The organism is Ignavibacteriota bacterium, from assembly GCA_016708125.1.
Lineage (GTDB): Bacteria > Bacteroidota > Ignavibacteria > Ignavibacteriales > Melioribacteraceae.
The window spans coordinates 4,278,571-4,297,607 of record JADJGF010000001.1 but is presented as its reverse complement, the minus strand read 5'-3'; the positions used below and the strand labels follow the sequence as shown (position 1 = coordinate 4,297,607).

Here is a 19,037-nt window from a genome sequence, read left to right as displayed (position 1 = left end):
ATCATTCCGCAAAATAAAATAATTCAACCGGAAGAATATTTAGTAATTTCCGCGGACACAAATAATTTACTCAATTTCCATAATTACTTAAAAAATTTAATTGGAAATATTGATTTTAACTTGAGTAACGGCGGCGAGTTGATTCGATTATTTAATAATGAGATGCTGCTTATTGATAGTGTTCGGTACGATGATGAAAGCCCTTGGGTTATAAATCCGGATGGTTCCGGAAGCACACTTGAATTAAAAAATCCGAATTTAGATAATGGCTATTTTGGGAATTGGAGCAGTTCAAATGGAAATGGAACACCCGGAAAACAAAATAGTAATTTTATTGTTACATCAATTGAAGAAAATATAGAATTACCAAATGAATTTAGACTTTATCAAAATTATCCAAATCCGTTTAATCCATCTACAAAAATAAGATTTTCACTTCCGCAGAGATCAGTAGTTTCGTTAGAAATTTTTAATGTAATCGGAGAAAAAATTGATGAACTAATAAATTCAACTTTGAATACGGGATTTCATGAAGTTGATTTTCATAGTTCAAATTTATCTTCGGGAATTTACTTTTATAAAATAAAATCCGGTAACTTTGTTCAAACAATGAAAATGATTTTATTAAAATAAAAATTTTATTTTTTACAATTTAGAATTGTTAAATTGAAAAAAGCAAAGCCAATCATTCGAACATTTAGAATTCTGGTATTTTGGATTTTAATAATTAATTTACAAGAAAATTTATATTCACAATTCACATCTCTTTCATTCGATAGGATTTCAATAGATCAAGGAATTTCTAATAATAGCATTAACTGTATATTGCAGACTAATGACGGTTTTATTTGGATTGCAACTAAAGATGGGTTAAATAGATTTGACGGAAAAACATTTAAAATATTTAAGCAAAATATAGCTGATTCTTCTACTTTGCCTCAAAATTATGTAATGTATTTGTTTGAAGATTCAAAGAAAAATTTTTGGATTGGAACTTGGGGCGGAGGAATTTGCAAATTCAATTATGAAAATGAAAGTTTTAAGAAATTTAATTTTGCTGAACCATATGATGATTATATTCAATGCATTTTTGAAGATGATATTGGGAATTTATGGTTAGGAACTTTAGATGGCGGACTTAATAAATTTAATCCGGAAAATTCTACAATTATAAATTACTCAACTCATCAGAAAAAAGAAAATTATTTTCCAGCAAACAACATAACTTTTATAAATCAACTCGATAGCACTTTACTTATAGGCACTTGGGAAAATGGATTATTTAAACTGAACCAAAAAAATAATAACTATGAGCAAATTTTATTTAATCAAAAATTGGATAATCCCGCTTTTGGAAATCTTATTTGGCATATTCTTCCAATTGTTAACAATGATTTTATTTTAAGTTCTGATGCAGGATTTATTAAATATAATTTCGAAAAAAAAACTTCAAATAATTTTTATGAAAATGAATTTTATAGATTGAGTTTATTGGATTCGAAAAATAGATTATGGATTGGCACTTATAATTATCATGGAATTTATTTGTTTGATAAGAACCGGAATTTAAATTCATATTCATTATTGCTGCAATATTCTGATGATGATCCCAATACAATTTCAAGCAATAGAATCAGATGGATGTACGAAGATAAGCTCAAAAATATTTGGGTTGGAACGGAAGATGGTTTAAACAAACTTTCTGCTGCAAAAGATTTTTTCCAGTATAAATATTTTCCAAGAAAAAATTCTAAAATAGGCGGAAGAGTTGTAAGCAGTATTTTTGAGGGAAAAGATAATATACTTTGGGTTGGCTACGGTGGAGATGGATTTAATAAAATAAATTTATTAACCGGCGAAACCCAATATTTTATTAAACAAATTGGTAATGATAATAGTTTGAGTGCAAGTGATGTAGTTTGTTTGTATGAAGACAGCGAAGGTAATTTGTGGATTGGAACAAGTCATGGCGGATTGAATATTTATAATCCAATTAAAAATAAATTTGAAAAATATCTTCATAACCCAAATGATAGCTCAAGCATTAGGTCAAATTGGGTTCAGCAAATTATGGAATTAAACAAAAATGAAATACTAATCGGAACAAATGAATCATTAGAAATATTTAATCGAAATGATAAAAAGTTCAGAAGATTTTCCCAAATTTATTCCAGTAAAATTCCAAATAAAATTTCAGTAAATGCTTTGTCTCAAGATTCTAAAAATAATATTTGGATTGGAACTTGGTTGGATGGTTTATACAAATATAATTTTACAAATAAGCAAACAGTTCATTACAAACCTCAAAATGAAAATAGAAATTCGATCAGTTCAAGTAAGATAACTTCAATTGTTGAAGATTCAGAAGGCACCATGTGGATTGGAACGCATAGCGGCGGATTAAATAAGTTAGACGTAAGCAAAAATAAATTTAAACATTACTCAACTCAAAATGGGCTACCGAATGATGTTGTGTTCGGGATTCTTGTTGATGAAAAAGGATTACTTTGGATAAGTACAATGAAGGGTTTGATAAAATTTAATCCATTAACTGAAAAATTTAGAATATTTGATAAATCGGATGGATTGATAAATAATCAATTTAATTGGCGTGCATATTTTAAAAATAAAAATGGCAGAATGTATTTTGGGGGAATTAGTGGATTTATTTATTTTGATCCCGCATCAATAATTGAAGATAGTTTAACTCTTCCAGTAAATTTTATTTCATTTAAAGTAAATGATATTGAAATTCATAATTCGCATATTTTGAATAAAGAAAAAAATATTGAACTGGATCACTTTCAAAACTTTTTCACAATAGAATTTTCTGTATTAGATTTTACTTCAATAAATAGACATCAATATTTATATAAGCTTGAAGGCATTGATCAGGATTGGATTAAAACGAATAATAACAATATTGCTTCATACACAGATATTGATCCCGGAGAATATATATTTTATGTTAAAGCTTCTAATGCCGATGGATATTGGAGTGAACCATCTCAACTAAGAATTAATATAAATCCGGCATGGTGGATGACTTGGTGGTTCAAAATTATTCTTTTAATTATTGCAAGCATTATTGCATTTTTAATTTATAGATTTAGAGTAAATCAATTGATTGAAATTGAAAGAATTCGATTAAATATTTCAAGAGATTTACATGATGAAATTGGAAGCAGCCTTAGCAGTATAAGTGTTGAAAGCCAAGTTTTAATGAGTCAGGAAGATGTTCCCTCAAATGTAAAAGAACAACTTTCCGTAATTAGAAAAACATCTGTTGAAACAATGAATGCCATTAGAGATATTATTTGGTTTATAAATCCAAAAGAAGAAATGAATAAAGACTTAATATTTAAAATGCGTGAAACAGCATCAAACTTATTATTAGGATTAGAATGGATTTTTGAAAACTCAAAAGAATCAAATTTAACTTGGCTTAATTTGGAAGCAAAAAGAAATATATTTTTAATCTACAAAGAAATTTTAAATAATATTGTAAAACATTCCCAAGCAAAAAATTGCACAATTAAAATAAACAGTAATTCAAATTCATTTAGTTTGGAAGTGATAGATAATGGAGTTGGGTTTGATATAAATGATCTGAAAAGAAAAAGCGGAATTATAAATATTCAAAACAGAGCAAAGCAAATAAATGCAGTTATAAATATTGATAGTAAATTTAATTTTGGAACAAAAATTATTTTATCAAAAATAAAATAAACTTTATGAAAAACATAATCAGAGTATGGCTGATAGAAGATAATGAAGCTTATAGCAAAACAATTTCAAATTTAATTAATAAATCAGATGGAATGAAATGTTCTCATATTTTTACAATGTGCGAAGATTCAGTTAAAGAAAATTATCAAAATGAATTGCCCGATGTTATACTTTTGGATATTGGCTTGCCGGGAATTAACGGCATAAAATGCATTGAAAAAATCAAAAATATTTCAGATGAAATTTACATTATTATTTTAACGGTATATGATGATAATGAAAAACTTTTTGATGCTTTGTGTGCCGGCGCATCAGGATATTTATTAAAAGATTCATCGCCGGAAAAAATAATTGCATCAATAAAGGAAGTACTTTTAGGCGGTGCTCCAATGAACATGTCAATTGCCAATAAAGTTTTGAAAATGTTTACGCAATTTAAACCAAAAAAAAATGATTATGGTTTAACCGAACGCGAAATTGAAATTTTACAATTTTTAGTCGATGGATTTACAAAACAGCAAATATCAGAAAAACTATTTCTTAGTTTCCATACGGTAAATACACACATCAAGAATATTTATAATAAATTACATGTGCATTCAAAAAGCGGTGTTGTTACAAAAGTTTTCAAAGAAAATATAATATAAATTCATAATTCTTTTCTTTCCATATACCACGTTTGTGCTATTGATAATTCCTTCATTAAGATATAATTTATTATTATTATGAAATCATATAGTGATGAATTAAAGATTAACAAATTGGTTTTACAATTAATAGTGGAGGCAGAATGAAAAAAATATTTTTATTTATTTTAGTTTTTGCAAGTCAATTATTCCCGCAAAATTTTAAAGTAATTAGTCACCGCGGCGGAGCTTTACTTGCACCGGAAAATACATTAGCAGCTTTTGAAAAGGCTGTTGAAGTTGGTGCACATTACTTTGAATTGGATGTGAGAATGTCGGTTGATGATTCATTAGTTCTTATGCATGATGCATCAATTGATAGAACTTCAGATGGAACCGGAAATATTTCGGCTTTAACGTTTCAACAATTGCGTGCTTTTGATGCGGGCTCTTGGTTTAGCGCAGAATTTGCCGGTGAAAAAATTCCTCTGCTTTCAGAAGCTTTGGATATTGCAATTAACGCACCTTTCGAAATTGGCGTTGTGATTGAAATAAAATCAACCGAAAGCGATATTGTTGATAGAGTTTTGAATTTGGTAAAAAGTAAAAATATGAATGACAGAGTAATTATCAGCAGTTTTACATTTAGTCAAGTTTCAAGATCAAAAACTTTAGAACCGGAAATTGAGGCGCAGTTATTTGCAAGTCCGTTTACTGAAACAATGATAAATAATTTAGCATCTATTGGAGCTGAGTGGGCTGGTTCCGGAAGTAATTTAACAACAGATTTATTAAATCTTGCGCATAGCAAAAATGTAAAAGTAAACAGATGGACGGTTAACTCTGCTGCAACAATAAAAACTTTAATTGAAGAAGGTTACGATGCCGTAACAACAGATAATCCAATTATCGCAATTGCAGCAATGGATACAACCATGCCTTCAAATGTAATTTTAAATGATGCAGAAATTTTAGGTACAAAAGTTAAATTAATTTGGTCGGAAGCTGCTGACTTAGAAAGTGGAATTTCGCATTATGAAATTTATAGAAGTGATAATCCGGATGCTGCTCAGCTTATAAAAACAATTAAAGGTGAATTATCATACATTGATGAAACATTAAAAGAAGGTGCAACTTTTTATTATCGAATTAAAGCAGTTAATTATGCCGGATTGTTAAGCAGTAATTACAGTAATGAAATTATGGTTGTTACCGGCTCTGATAATAAAGCGCCAAAAGTTAAAACAATTTCTTCGTATGGAGTTCCTAATAAAGTTATAATAAATTTTAACGAAAGAGTTGAGCAAAATTCTGCGGAAGATGTTCAAAATTATTTAATAAATAATGATATTGTTGTTCAAAATGCAGTGTTGTCTGTTGATTCAACTTCAGTAATTTTAGTAACTTCGGATTTGACTGACGATACCGAGTACCAACTTTCAGTAATAAATATCAAAGATCTCGCATTAAACCAAAATATTATTTCAGATACTTTAAAATTTAATTTTCTTCATAAAAGTTATTTTTCTGATTTAGCCGGCGCATGGGATTTTGATGAAGGAACCGGTTCTACAATATATGATTATTCCGGAAATTTAAATAACGGAAATATTAATGGAGGTTTAACTTGGTCATCCGGATTTGTAGGCAATGGAATTGATTTTAACGGAATTGATGGTTATGCAAATATTCCGGCCTCTACTTCCATGGATATAAATAGCGATGCGGTTACAATTTCAGTGTGGACTAAATTAGGTTATCTTCCAGCTGATTTACCCGGAGCATTTGGACCAATTTATGATTCGGAAACTGATAATTATGTAATCTATGAAGATAAAGCAAATAATGAATTGAGATTCAAAGTAACAACAAGTAATAGTGCAGAAAGACCGGGAATTCCGGCTGTAAAATTAGTTACTGATAAGTGGATACATGTTGTTGGTGTTTATGATGGAACTAACGCTATGATTTATTTGGATGGAGAATTAGCAGATACACATCCTTTAACGGGAACTGTTAAACCGGGACAAATTACAAACATCGGTAAAAACGGAGATACTTATTTCAAAGGTTCAATCGATAATGTTCAAGTATTTGCAAAAGCTTTAACACAAGAAGAAATTAATTTTCTACATTCGGAATTTGTTAATTCTTTTATTGATTTAATTTCACCGGAAGTTGTAAATGCTTCATCTATTGGCGCAAACAATACTGTTTTCATAAACTTCAATGAAGAAGTTGATAAATTTTCTGTTGAATCAACAAATAATTTTACTTTTGATAACGGAGTTTCGGTAAATTCTGTAAAGCTTTCAGTGGATGGAAAAACTGCAATAATTACAACATCAGAACTGCAAGAAAATATAATTTATAAAGTTACTATCAATGGAATAAAAGATTTGGCAGACATTCCAAATACTATTTTGGAAAATACTGAAATTGTTTTCACACATAAAACTTTTCCGGATGGATTAATTTCTTATTGGAGTTTTGATGAAGGAGCTGATACAATTGCTTATGATTGGCTAAATACAAATAATGCGCTCATAAGAAATAATCCGGAATGGATAACCGGAGTTACTGGTAATAGTTTGAAATTCGATGCGACTGATGATTATGTGGAAATTCCAAATTCACCAAGTTTAAATATTGATACAAATGGCGTTACAGTTTCTGCTTGGGTAATTTTAAATGTTCTTCCGCCGGATATGGTTTATCCATATGGACCAATTTATGATTCCCCAACTGATAATTATGTAATTTATGGAGATAAGGGAAATAAGGAATTAAGATTTAAAGTAACAACTCTTAATGGCGCTGAAAGACCCGGAATTCCGACAGATTCTTTAAAAACGGGAGTTTGGCAAAACATTACCGGCGTTTACAATGGAACAACTGCGAGAATATTTTTAGATGGTAAATTAATGGATTCGCATAATTTAACCGGAAATGTAAAACCCGGACAAGCTGCTCGTATTGGTCAAGATGGAACTTCATATTTTAACGGACAAATTGATAATGTTCAAATTTATAATAGAGGTTTATCGGATCAAGAAATAAAATTTTTGTATTCCGGAGTTAAAACTTCTGAATTAAAAATTGCCAGCATTGATGAAACAATTGTAAATCTTAGTTGGAATGATGTTCATGATCCTTTATTGGGAATTTCCGGTTATGAAGTTTATCGAGATACTTCAGAATTGGTTAATAACATTTTAGCAATTGTTAAAGATACAACCGAATTTTCAGATCAAACGAGACAAGAGTTAAAAACATTTTATTATAAAGTAAGAGCATTGGATAATTCCGGCAATCCTTATCCGTATTTTACAAATATTGTTTCGGCAGAAACTCAAGCTGATCTTACTGCTCCGGAATTATTAAGTGTAAAAACAACCGGTGAAACAAATAAACTGTATCTAAATTTTGATGAAGTATTAGATGAACAAAGCGCTACTGTATTAAGTAATTATTCAATAAATGGAGTTACTGTTACTGGTTCAGAGCTTACTGTTGATAAGAAAAATGTAATTCTAAATATTGATAAATTTTCAACTGATGCAAATTTCACTTTAACTTTAAATAATATTAAAGATGTTTCTCTTGCCGGAAATGTAATAGAAACAAATACGCAAAAGTTATTTTCATTTAATAATTATTTTAGCGGATTGATTAGCTATTGGAAGTTAGATGAAATTGGTGATACAACCGCTTTGGACATTGTTGGAACAAACAATGGGAACATAGCTAATTCACCTTTGAGAAAAGATGGAATTATTGGAAATTCTTTTTCCTTTGATGGAATTGATGACTATGTAGAAATTCCAAATTCTACTTCTTTAGATATTGCTGTTGAAGGAGTTACAGTTTCTGCTTGGATTAATCTAAAATATTTACCGACTGAAATGCCTACGGGAATTGGACCAATTTATGACGCACCTCAGGATTGTTATGTTATTTACGAAGATAAAGGAAATAAAGAATTGAGATTTAAAGTTTCTACAACAAACGGGGCAGAGCGACCGGGAATTTCGGAAAATGATTTAACCAAAAATGAATGGATTCATATTGCTGGAGTTTATGATGGATCTCAAGCAATTATTTATCTAAACGGCGAACTAAAAGATACTCATCCAATTACCGGTGCTGTAAAATCCGGACAAGCTGCAAGAATTGGTCAAGATGGTTCACATTATTTTAACGGATTAATTGATAATGTTCAAATCTATAATAGAGGATTATTGCCGGAAGAAATAAAATCTCTGTTTAGCGGCGACCTTTTAACTTCTGTTGAAAACGAAAAAGAAATTCCGGTTCAATTTAGTTTAGAGCAAAATTATCCAAATCCGTTTAATCCATCTACAAAAATAAGATTTTCACTTCCGCAGAGATCAGAAGTTTCGTTAGAAATTTTTAATGTAATTGGCGAAAAAATTGATGAACTAATAAATTCAACATTGAATGCGGGCTTTCATGAAATTGATTTTCACAGTTCAAATTTATCTTCGGGAATCTACTTTTATAAAATAAAATCTGGTAACTTTGTTCAGACAAAAAAAATGATTTTATTGAAATAACCAACTTTAAGTAAGAAGTCTAAAATTTTTAGACTTCTTACTTTTCTTAAGGATTCAAAATGAAAAAAATATTTCTCCTTGCAATAATAATTGCCTCAACTGTTCTTGCACAAAATAGAATTATGACTTACAATATTAGATACGCAAATAATAATCCCGGAGAAGAATGGGTTGTAAGAAAAAGTAAAGTTGCAGAAATGATACGATTTCACAATCCGGAAATCTTTGGAGTTCAAGAAGCAGTTTTGGAGCAAATAGATTATTTAAAATCTGAATTTGAAAATTATACAATGCTTGGCGTTGGTAGGGAAGACGGAAAAGAAGGCGGAGAATTCAGTGCATTATTTATTTCCGATAAATTTGAAGTTATTAAGAGCGGCACATTTTGGCTTTCTGAAACTCCGGAAATTCCATCCAAAGGTTGGGACGCAAGTTTAAACAGAATTGCGAGCTGGGCAATTGTGAAAAATAAAATTTCAGAAGAATCAATGTTTGTAATCAATACTCATTTTGATCATATGGGAATTGTTGCCCGAAGCGAAAGTGCAAAATTAATAATTGCAAAAATTTCTGAATTATCAAATGGATTGCCGTCAATTCTTATGGGAGATTTTAATTTTAGTTCAAGTTTTGAAGGTTATAAATTTATAAATGATTCCGGTTTGCTGAAAGATTCTGAAACAGTTTCAAAATATAGATACGGAACCGATATTACATTTAATGGATTTCAAGATGATTTAACTGACCGAGAAAAGATTGATTTTATTTTTGTTTCTGATAAAATAAATGTTCTGCATCATGCTGTAATTGGTGATAAGTTTGATAAAATTTATCCTTCGGATCACATGCCGGTAATTATTGATTTTCAAATCGAAAAATAATTGTAATTTATTTTTGTAATAATTATTCCTCAGAAATTAATTATTTAATTAAATTTCTTTGGAATAATTATTTAATTAAAACGATAAATTATGATTAACGCAAAACCTTACAAACTAATTCCCAAAATTCAAAATTATGATTGGGGAACAAAAAACGAAAAAGCTTTTATTCCAAAATATTTAGGAATAAAAGCAGAATTAAATTTACCTTACGCGGAATTGTGGATTGGAGCTCATCCCAAAAATCCATCGGATATTTTAATTGAAAATTTAATTTTTCCTTTAGATGAAATTATTAAAAAATTTCCTAATGAAATTCTTGGAGCTGAAGTTTCAAAAAAGTATAAAAAAAGTTTACCGTTTTTATTAAAAATTTTGTCTATAGAAAAAGCGTTATCAATTCAAGCCCATCCAAATAAACGAACTGCAAAAATTCTACATAAAAATGATGCGAAAAATTATCCCGATGAAAATCACAAACCGGAAATTGCAATTGCAATAGATAAATTAAATGCGATAGTTGGATTAAAAAATATTCAGCAATTGAAAAAAAGTTTTGAATCGTATAAAATTTTGTATGAATTAATTGATGAAAATCTAAAGGAAAAAATAAGTAATGAAAATTCCGCAAAAAATTTAGACAAAGAAATTTATTCGCAAATAATGAATTGCAATTTTGAAAAATTAGAATTTGTAATTAAATCATTAGTTAATTCAATAAATCAACAAAAGAAAAAAAGTAAAATTGAAAATCAATTTTTAATGGAATATGAAAATTATGGAATTGATATTGGTCTAATTTCTCTTTTGTTATTTAACTTCATTGAACTGAAAAACGGCGAAGCAATTTTTACTCCCGCCGGAATTCCTCATGCGTATCTTGGTGGAAATATTATTGAGTGTATGGCAAATTCTGATAATGTTGTTCGCGCCGGATTGACAAATAAGTTTAAGGATATAAAAACTCTGACTCAAATTTTGCAGACTGATTTAAGTAAAACGAATGTAAAAATTCATCGAAATAAAAATATTACGGAATATAAAACCTCTGCCGAAGAATTTAAAATTAAAAATGTGAGGTTAAATTCTGCATTTTCAAAAGTAACTTTTAAAAATAAATTACCTGAAATTCATTTAGTGACAAAAGGAAAAATTATAGTTTCTTGGGGGAAAGAAACATCAATATTTTCAAAAGGTGAAACTTTTTTGAAACCGGCAATTTTAAATTCTTATACATTAACTATCATAAATAAAGATTCGGAAATTTATATTGCCACAGTTTCAAACTAATTTTAAAATTTATTCTTAATCGAAATTAAATAACCTTAATTAAAATCTCATCAATTTGCTGTTTTGGTTTAATAATAAGCGGATTTGAAATATCCAAAATTGTAAAATTATTTCCGGAAGGACTAATTTTTATTTCATACTTTCTACTATTTTCATTTCCTTTTGAAAACAGATAAATTTTATTACTCTCAGAATGCGTAAATACTTTAGCAATAAAATTGGAGTCTTTATCAATATATGTATCAGTAATAAGTTTTTCTTTATTTGGCTGACTATCAGCGGCTAGAACTAAATTTTTGTATGAATTAGTTGGGATAAATTTTTTTTTTTGGAGTCTGATAAAATTCGGTTCTATAACAATACTCATTTTAGCTTTTATTTTATTCCAAACTTGCGGATTTAATTTTATTGAAATTTCATTCAGCATTTCTTTAAGAAATTTAATTTTCTCTTCAAAAATTTTAGAGTTTTCAAAAATAAAATCAAATTTTACTTTTGCTAAATTATCTTTGGAGAAAACAAACGTAAAGATATCTTTTTCTGTTATATTCATTTCTTCCTTTCAATTGTTATAAACTATCTATAATCCAATTTTCCTCTTTTTTGAACTTTTTTTACAAAAAATTAAAAAAATTTGAACTTATATTAAATCAATATTTTATTATTTAATAAGATAAAAAAATATGATTATGAAGCAAAATGGAATATTTAGAAAAAAAATAGAAGGAAATTCAAAAATGGATAGAATTAGACTATATAAGTATTGTAATACCCCCTGACCCAGGTCCCTATTAATAATCCTTCTATTTTTAGGGACCTATTTTATATAAGGCAATATTTCTTCAATTGAAACCGGTTTTTCTTTATTGTCAATTTCAAAAACAATTAAAAACCCTTTTTTCTGATGTGTAGAATTAAATGCATTTATCAATTTTATTTGATCACTTTCTAAACATTTACCGTTTTGTTCATCCCAAATTTCTTTTGAACTTAAGCATCCTTGAGTTGGAGTTAAAGGGAAATACGGATCATTTTTGTAATAGTTTAATTCATCTGTTGAGCCGTGAATTATTATTAATTTTCTTCCGCTTTTTCCGGCATAAAAAGATTTAAATATTGGAACATAATTCTGCCAGCTCGTTGGCAATAAATTTTTATAATCTTCATAATCCCATTTAATATTTTTATCTGATGAATGGAAAAAAATATTTGGTGAAACTTCAAAAGGACTTCTTGCCAAAATATTCGGAGTTGGTCCAATTGTTTTGTTTGGAGAAATGTAAGTCCCAATAATTGAGTAAACTCCTTGCGGTGTATTTCCGTTTGGAATATATTCCGGTAAATTAGAATATGAAAGTGCCAATTGCGGAATATTAAAAACTGAACCATCTTTATTTTTAACAAAGCTGCCATCCGGTTTTTTAATAATTGTAATTCCGGTAAATTTTCTATTCTTTCTTTGAATTGAATAAATAATTGTTTTACCTTTTTGAAATGGATGATCTAATAAATTCTTTATTGAAGGAATATTTTCAGATATTTTTCCCGATTTCAATTCTAAATCATATTTCAAATTATTTAGAACCGGAATGCTGAGGTAATTTGGGAACTTACTTTTTAATAAAGATAAATATTTTTCAATATTAGTTTTTTCATTTGCCAATAAATAATTTACGCTAATTGCGAATGAAACATTATCATTTGTATAATTTGCAATTTTTTGAATTTCATTTGAGAAAACATTTAAATAAAGTGTAAAAGCAGTTTCTAAAGCTGATTTTTGCAATTTTATATTTTTATCAATAGGAAATTTTAAAACTTTGTTCAATGCTGTTTTAACAATTTGACTTTTATAAAATATTGATTGAGCATTAGAAAATGCTGAAATCCAATTTTTACTATTTATTTCATTAACATTTGAAAGAGTTTTATCAATTTCACGTTCCAAATTTCCATAATAATTTTTCTTATTTACTTTTTTTGCAAACTCACTTTTAAAATTTTCTACTTTTAAAATTTTTTGCGGGTAACACAGATTTATACCGAATAATAAAATCAAAATAATTAAATTTACACGGGTTTTAATTCTCATTAATTCAAATCCAACATTAATTTAAATCCAATTTAATATAATTATTTTTAAAAACTATAATGTTAAAACTATCTTTTTATCTATATATAATTTTTGTGATTAATTTATTTGCTCAAGATGGAATTGTAAAAACTTATTATGGAAAAGGAAAAGTAAGTTCAAGAGTTTCATTTGTAAATGAAGTACTTGAAGGTGAATCTTTTTGGTATTTTGAAAACGGCAACATAAAAGACATCAAAAATTATTCTGATGGAAAATTAAATAACTCAAATAAAAGTTTTTATGAAAACGGTTTACTCAAAGAAGAAATTCATTATTCTGATGGAATATTAAATGGAGTAAATAAATTTTATTTTGAAAATGGCGGATTAAAAGAAGTTAGAACTTACGATTTTGGAAAATTAATTTCGGTTTCAGAATTAGATTATGATTCAAATTATGTTGCACCTTTTTCAGCATATGAAGCTGGATTAAATAAAAAGAATTATAATAATGAAGATTTACTTTGCGATGCTGATGTTTGTCCAATGCCGATTGGCGGAATTAAGGAAATTGAGAAAAATATTGTTTATCCGGAACTTGCTAAAAAATTTAATTTGGAAGGTAAGGTTTTAGTTTCGGTAATTGTTGGAACAAAAGGCGAGACAAAAAAGATTGCAGTTCACAAAGGTTTAGGCTTGGGTTGTGATGAAGCCGCAATTGATGCAGTGAAAAAGACGAAATTTATTCCGGGTGAAAAAAAAGGCGAAGTTATAGAAACAGAAGTTATATTTTCTATAAATTTTAAATTATCGGAAAATAACCAAACCAAGTTTGTTACAACAAATGAAATAAAAGACGAACTTAAAATTGAACCACCCAAAAAACAATTTATAATTTGTGAAAACGATGTTTGTCCAAAACCAGTTGGCGGAATTAATGAACTTCTTAAAAATTTAAAATATCCATCACAAGCTAAACGTAATGAAATTAGCGGCGAAGTTGAAGTTGAAGCAAAAATAAATGATTTAGGATTTGTTATAAGTGCGGAAGTAATAAAGGGAATTGGCTACGGTTGTGATGAAGCGGCTAAATCCTTAATCATAAAATCGGAATTTGAGCCTGCAATTGAAAATGGAAAAGTTGTTGAATCAACTGTAAAAATAATTATTCCATTTATTTTGGAAAACTAAAACACAAAGCACACAAAGATTTTTCAAAATGAAATCCAAATTAGATCAATTTGGTGTACTTTGTGTATTATTTTTCTTTGTGAACTTTGCTGTTAATATTTTCAAAAATATGGATAAGTTCTTTTTCTAATTCTATACCTTTATTTCTTGCGTACCATAAATGAAGTTCTTTATTAAATTCTTCTTTGGAATAACCTTCTGATTTTAATCGATTAACCAAATCTTGCGCAAATTTTGGTCTTGGTCCCCAAACAAATAATTCATTTCCATTTTCATCAAAACCAATAATTTTTGGAATTCCGCGTGAAGTCGGCGAATTAAAATAATTATCAATTGCAGCCAAATTACTATCTCGTAAAATCACAACTACTTCAATTTTTATATTTAGTTCGGCATACTTAATAAAATATGGAAGATTTTGAGCTGAATCTCCGCACCAATCTTCAGTAATCACAAGCCAAGTTTGATGAAAATTTAATCTTTGAAAAATTTCAACTAATTGCTGATTTGGTTTAAAAGTTTTGTTAATTCTATTACTTCTTTGAAGATTAATTTTACTGTAATCAAAAAGAATTTTCTCGTGTTCCGTTAGTTTATTTATTTCACAATTTTTAACTTTTTCCTCAGAAAATTTCATGAATTCTTCGTAAGTATATAATTTGTTAACTGGGAATTCGTCTAAAAATTTTTTAACAGCAATATTCATATTTAAACCATAAAAGTTGATTAAATCAAAAAATTAAGCTAACAATTTAGTATATTTTCATAATATAATGACTTCAAAAAAGGATAATATTTTGATCAGAAAAATTTCAGTATTTCTATTTATTACGTCTTTTTTATTCTCGGAATTCACAAAGATATATGCACAAAAGGAAAATTATATTTCCGTAATTATTCCCGAAGATGAAATTACTACAACGTCATTATCAAAATACAGACTTGCCGCAAATACACTTCCCGGAAGCAGTGTTACAATTAATGATGAAAATATAAAAGTTTATAATTCCGGAGCTTTTGTAAATTTATTGAAATTAGAATTCGGTGAAAATATTTTTAAAATAATTTCAACAAAAGATGGGGAAAAAATCACCAAAGAATTTACAATTATTAGGGAAGAAAAAAAGTTAAAAACCACAAATTCTGATGAATTAATTATTGAAGATAATTTAATGATGCCGAGTGAAGATTTATGGCTTGATGCTGGCGATATTTTAGAAGTTAAAATTAAAGGTACTCCGGATTGCAATGCAACATTTATGAATGGAATTAAAATGATTGAACTTCCCGAAAAGGAAACAAAAGGTGTTAGAGGAATTTATACGGGAATTTATAAAGTTACGGATAATGATAATTTAGAAAATTTACCAATAACATTTTCACTTGAAAAAGATGGAGAAATTGTAACTAAAAATTCTAAAGCGAAAGTTTCATTAATTCCGACAAAACTGCCAAGAGTTGCAATAACAAAAGGAGAAAGACCTTCGTTAAATTATGGATTAGGAACAGATCGTCTTGGCGGCTCAAAATTATCATTTTTGGAAGAAGGAATAAAATTAATAATTAATGGAATGTACGGCGATCAATATCGTGTAAAATTAACAGATAATTTGGTGGCATATATTTCAAAAGATCAAGTTGATTTGCTTCAGCTTGGAACTCATTTGCCAATTTCGCTTACAGATTCTTGGGCTGCCTACGGCGGAAAAAATTTTGATAAAATTATTATCAATCTAAATGAGAAATTGCCTTTTTCCACACGACAAGAAATAAATCCTACACGAATAATTGTTGATATTTATGGTGCAACGTCAAACAGCAATTGGATTACTCAACATTTAACAACAGAAGGAATAAAGAATTTAAATTATGAACAAGTAGAAAATAATTTATTTAGAATTACAATTGAGCCAAAAAGAAAACAAATTTGGGGATATAAAATCGGCTATAAAAATTCAACACTCGAAATTGAAATTAAAAAACAGCCGGAAATTTTAAAGTTTGATAAACTTTCTTTTGTTTTAGATGCCGGACATGGCGGTGAAAATAATGGTGCTCTTGGTGCAACCGGTTTGCTTGAAAAAAATGTAACTCTTGATATTGTAAATCGGCTTGAAAAAATGTTAATCGAAAAGGGAGCTAAAGTTTACAGAACCAGAGAAGATGATACTTATACTTTAAACGGTGAAAGATTACAAAAAATATTTTCTTTTAATGCGGATATTTTAATAAGTATTCATGCAAATTCTATTGGCTATAATGCTGATCCGGTAAAAATTAGCGGAACAAGCACTTATTATAAACATATTGCATTTAGACCGCTTTCTTTAAAAATTTATGAAAGAATGTTAGAATTAGGATTAGAACCTTTTGGAAATGTTGGAAATTTCAATTTTACGCTAAATTCTCCTACGGAAATATTGAATGTTTTAGTCGAAACTGCTTTTATGTCAAATCCAAATGATGAAATAAAACTAATGGATTCCGAATTCAAGGATAAAATGTGCAAACAAATTATTCAAGGAGTTCAAGATTTTCTGTACGAATGTGAAGATAATTGGAATTAACGAGATAAAAACTCTTTTATAAATATAAAATTCTTGCATGTATCAAAACAAGACAATATATTTGATTATGTGATTTAGAACACAATTTAGATATCAAGTATTATTTAAATTACATTATCAAAAAAGAAATCCTAAAAGAAAGCAAAGAAATGGATATATTAAATAATATTCCTAAGTCAAATCTTAATCATTTTATTAATCATTCCGGCAATCTTAAAAATAAAACAAAGTCCAAAACCGTAAAATGGATTTCAATAATTGCATATTTGGTAATAATTATTGGCTCTTTGTTTACTTTTTAGTTTTAAAACAAAGTTAAATATCAAATTTATTTTAATTCACTTTCAATCTGAAATTCGGGTTTAATATCAACCGGTAAATTTGATAATTTATTAACCAAATTTTTAATTGAATTGGTTTCTTTTCCATAATCGGAAATCAATTTCTGCGCATCATTATAATTTCCCGTTGCTTGAATCATCAAAACTTTATTTGCTAATTGCTTTAAAGCCGGATATATTTTTTCAAAATTTACTTTAACTTTTTCAGATTTTTTATCAAATTCATATCCGCCATTTTCTAATAAAAAATTGTAAATAATCGCCGTTCCACTTCCGTGAGCTTCGTTAATTCCAAATCTTACACTTCTAAAAACTCCGGCAAGAAATGTTATCCACATTTCATTCTCAAACTCGGTTGGCAAAACTCCATTTTCAATCATTAATTTATTATTGAACATGCCTAAAATATCAGCTTTGCATTCTTCAATTTTAGAATAAGTTTCTTTTAATTCTTTTTTAACTTCCGTTTCTTTTCCGTTAACTTTAATAAATCCTGGACCAATTCCATGCGACATTTCGTGCATTAAAGTATGCGTGAAAAATCCATTAAATGTAACGTATTTTAATTGATCTTTATCCAAAACTGTCTGCGCAATTGGTTTAAGTAATTTTTCAAATTTTGCTTCATGAATATTTTTCAGCATTACTTTTTTGGAACCTTTTAATTTTCTAACATTTTCATCATTCGGCAGATTAAAAGCTAAAGTTTGAACTCCGGCTTTACTATCACCGGCGCTGAAAACTTCTTGAACAACAACAATCGGCGAATCACTTCCTCTTTTAAAATTTTTATGTTCTTCCGGCAAAGGCAAATTTGCTTCCATTTTATTTAAATATTGAGAAAATGTTTCTAATTTTTTAGTCTCAATCGGATCAACAATTGTTAGAAAGCATTCGTAACTTGCTTTGTAATTATAAAGTTCGTCTTCATAAACTTCATATGGACCAATTACAACTTCAATTGTATGGTCTTTCAAATCCATCCAAGCCATATCACTTTTAAAATAATCGTCAGTCTCAAAAGATTCGGCTCTTAATAAAAGATAATTTTTAAGCGATTGATTTTCCGCATATTCCGCAGCTTCGCGCAAAAGTTTTGAAATTTTTACAAGTTTTTCTCTATAATAAATAAAATAGGGAATTGAACGCAATTTGTTTCCGTCTCGCTTAATAACTGTAAATTCACTTGTAAATCCTTTTTGATCTTCCGGATGGTCTTTAATCCAATTTTCAAATTCTTCTTTAGTTAAATCTTCGGGATAAAAATTTGCGCCGAGCGGTTTTTCATCGGAACCAATAAATGGTTTGTTATGATCTAATCTATCAAATGGACCAAAATTAATATTAAAATACGCTAATTTTAATTTATCAAGTGGTTCATCGGAATTTATCAATTTTTGTTTAATTTCGGAATTTTTGGAATAAACTTGTTCCAAGAAAATTTCGTCAATAATTTTTGCAGCTTCATAAAGTTTTTTTATAATTATTTTCTGATTTTCATCAAGCAGATTTTTATCATATTTTATTTTGGTTACCGCAAATTGAGAAATTTTTTCTTCCATATTTTCTAATTCCTTATTATCAATATTGTTTTTACAAGAAAAAAAAATTAATGCTAAAACAATTATTAAAATTTTATTTTGATTAAACATTTTTACCTCAATTCGGTTTTTTTCTGATTCAAAATTAACTAATCTGATAATAAATTGTGCAAAATTTTAACTTATTATGTATACAAGAATATACAGTAAATTATAAAAGT

Annotated in this window: 13 protein-coding genes; 9 read left to right on the top strand and 4 right to left on the bottom strand. The window is 28.2% G+C overall.

The genetic code is table 11. The features are described from left to right. The first annotated feature begins 138 nt into the window (after positions 1-138). From IPH62_18385 to manA, 6 genes are all read left to right on the top strand, one after another. Positions 139-633, top strand: a complete 495-nt coding sequence (locus tag IPH62_18385) for a T9SS type A sorting domain-containing protein (protein MBK7107247.1) — start codon at positions 139-141, stop codon at positions 631-633. A 33-nt stretch (positions 634-666) separates the two neighbouring features. Continuing rightward, entirely contained in the window at positions 667-3,729 is a 3,063-nt protein-coding gene (locus IPH62_18380) for a hypothetical protein (protein ID MBK7107246.1), read from the top strand. 5 nt (positions 3,730-3,734) lie between these two features. After that, a complete protein-coding gene (locus IPH62_18375) occupies positions 3,735-4,376 on the top strand; it encodes a response regulator transcription factor (protein ID MBK7107245.1) in 642 nt (213 codons plus the stop codon). 143 nt (positions 4,377-4,519) lie between these two features. Further along, positions 4,520-8,932 (top strand): Ig-like domain-containing protein, encoded by a 4,413-nt coding sequence (locus IPH62_18370; GenBank protein MBK7107244.1) that lies wholly within the window; start codon positions 4,520-4,522, stop codon positions 8,930-8,932. 59 nt (positions 8,933-8,991) lie between these two features. Continuing rightward, positions 8,992-9,813, top strand: coding sequence for an endonuclease/exonuclease/phosphatase family protein (locus tag IPH62_18365; protein ID MBK7107243.1), 822 nt, complete (start codon positions 8,992-8,994; stop codon positions 9,811-9,813). Between the two features lie 90 nt (positions 9,814-9,903). Further along, positions 9,904-11,103 (top strand): mannose-6-phosphate isomerase, class I, encoded by a 1,200-nt coding sequence (manA, locus tag IPH62_18360; protein ID MBK7107242.1) that lies wholly within the window; start codon positions 9,904-9,906, stop codon positions 11,101-11,103. A 25-nt stretch (positions 11,104-11,128) separates the two neighbouring features. Here the strand turns inward: manA and IPH62_18355 are convergent, their stop codons facing one another. Continuing rightward, positions 11,129-11,656, bottom strand: a complete 528-nt coding sequence (locus tag IPH62_18355) for a hypothetical protein (GenBank protein ID MBK7107241.1) — start codon at positions 11,654-11,656, stop codon at positions 11,129-11,131. 264 nt (positions 11,657-11,920) lie between these two features. Beyond that, complete coding sequence (locus tag IPH62_18350) at positions 11,921-13,195, bottom strand: hypothetical protein (protein ID MBK7107240.1); 1,275 nt, start codon at positions 13,193-13,195, stop codon at positions 11,921-11,923. A gap of 59 nt (positions 13,196-13,254) precedes the next feature. On the opposite strand from IPH62_18350, the gene IPH62_18345 reads away from it, so the two are divergent. Beyond that, positions 13,255-14,367 (top strand): TonB family protein, encoded by a 1,113-nt coding sequence (locus IPH62_18345; GenBank protein ID MBK7107239.1) that lies wholly within the window; start codon positions 13,255-13,257, stop codon positions 14,365-14,367. A gap of 67 nt (positions 14,368-14,434) precedes the next feature. Here IPH62_18345 and IPH62_18340 read toward each other — a convergent pair whose 3' ends face one another. Continuing rightward, positions 14,435-15,073 (bottom strand): thioredoxin family protein, encoded by a 639-nt coding sequence (locus IPH62_18340; GenBank protein ID MBK7107238.1) that lies wholly within the window; start codon positions 15,071-15,073, stop codon positions 14,435-14,437. Between the two features lie 91 nt (positions 15,074-15,164). Here IPH62_18340 and IPH62_18335 point away from each other — a divergent pair, with 91 nt between their 5' ends. After that, positions 15,165-16,934 (top strand): N-acetylmuramoyl-L-alanine amidase, encoded by a 1,770-nt coding sequence (locus IPH62_18335; protein MBK7107237.1) that lies wholly within the window; start codon positions 15,165-15,167, stop codon positions 16,932-16,934. Positions 16,935-17,083: 149 nt separating this feature from the next. Continuing rightward, on the top strand, positions 17,084-17,236 hold the full coding sequence (locus IPH62_18330; GenBank protein ID MBK7107236.1) for a hypothetical protein: 153 nt from the start codon (positions 17,084-17,086) through the stop codon (positions 17,234-17,236). A gap of 26 nt (positions 17,237-17,262) precedes the next feature. On the opposite strand, the gene IPH62_18325 is transcribed toward IPH62_18330, so the two are convergent. After that, a complete protein-coding gene (locus tag IPH62_18325; protein MBK7107235.1) occupies positions 17,263-18,927 on the bottom strand; it encodes a peptidase in 1,665 nt (554 codons plus the stop codon). Positions 18,928-19,037 lie beyond the last annotated feature (110 nt).

Coding starts and splice junctions, on each gene's coding strand:
- manA (MBK7107242.1), top strand. CDS start 9,904: ATGATTAACGCAAAACCTTACAAACTAATTCCCAAAATTCAAAATTAT.
- IPH62_18370 (MBK7107244.1), top strand. CDS start 4,520: ATGAAAAAAATATTTTTATTTATTTTAGTTTTTGCAAGTCAATTATTC.
- IPH62_18365 (MBK7107243.1), top strand. CDS start 8,992: ATGAAAAAAATATTTCTCCTTGCAATAATAATTGCCTCAACTGTTCTT.
- IPH62_18345 (MBK7107239.1), top strand. CDS start 13,255: ATGTTAAAACTATCTTTTTATCTATATATAATTTTTGTGATTAATTTA.
- IPH62_18330 (MBK7107236.1), top strand. CDS start 17,084: ATGGATATATTAAATAATATTCCTAAGTCAAATCTTAATCATTTTATT.
- IPH62_18355 (MBK7107241.1), bottom strand. CDS start 11,656: ATGAATATAACAGAAAAAGATATCTTTACGTTTGTTTTCTCCAAAGAT.
- IPH62_18375 (MBK7107245.1), top strand. CDS start 3,735: ATGAAAAACATAATCAGAGTATGGCTGATAGAAGATAATGAAGCTTAT.
- IPH62_18340 (MBK7107238.1), bottom strand. CDS start 15,073: ATGAATATTGCTGTTAAAAAATTTTTAGACGAATTCCCAGTTAACAAA.
- IPH62_18350 (MBK7107240.1), bottom strand. CDS start 13,195: ATGAGAATTAAAACCCGTGTAAATTTAATTATTTTGATTTTATTATTC.
- IPH62_18325 (MBK7107235.1), bottom strand. CDS start 18,927: ATGTTTAATCAAAATAAAATTTTAATAATTGTTTTAGCATTAATTTTT.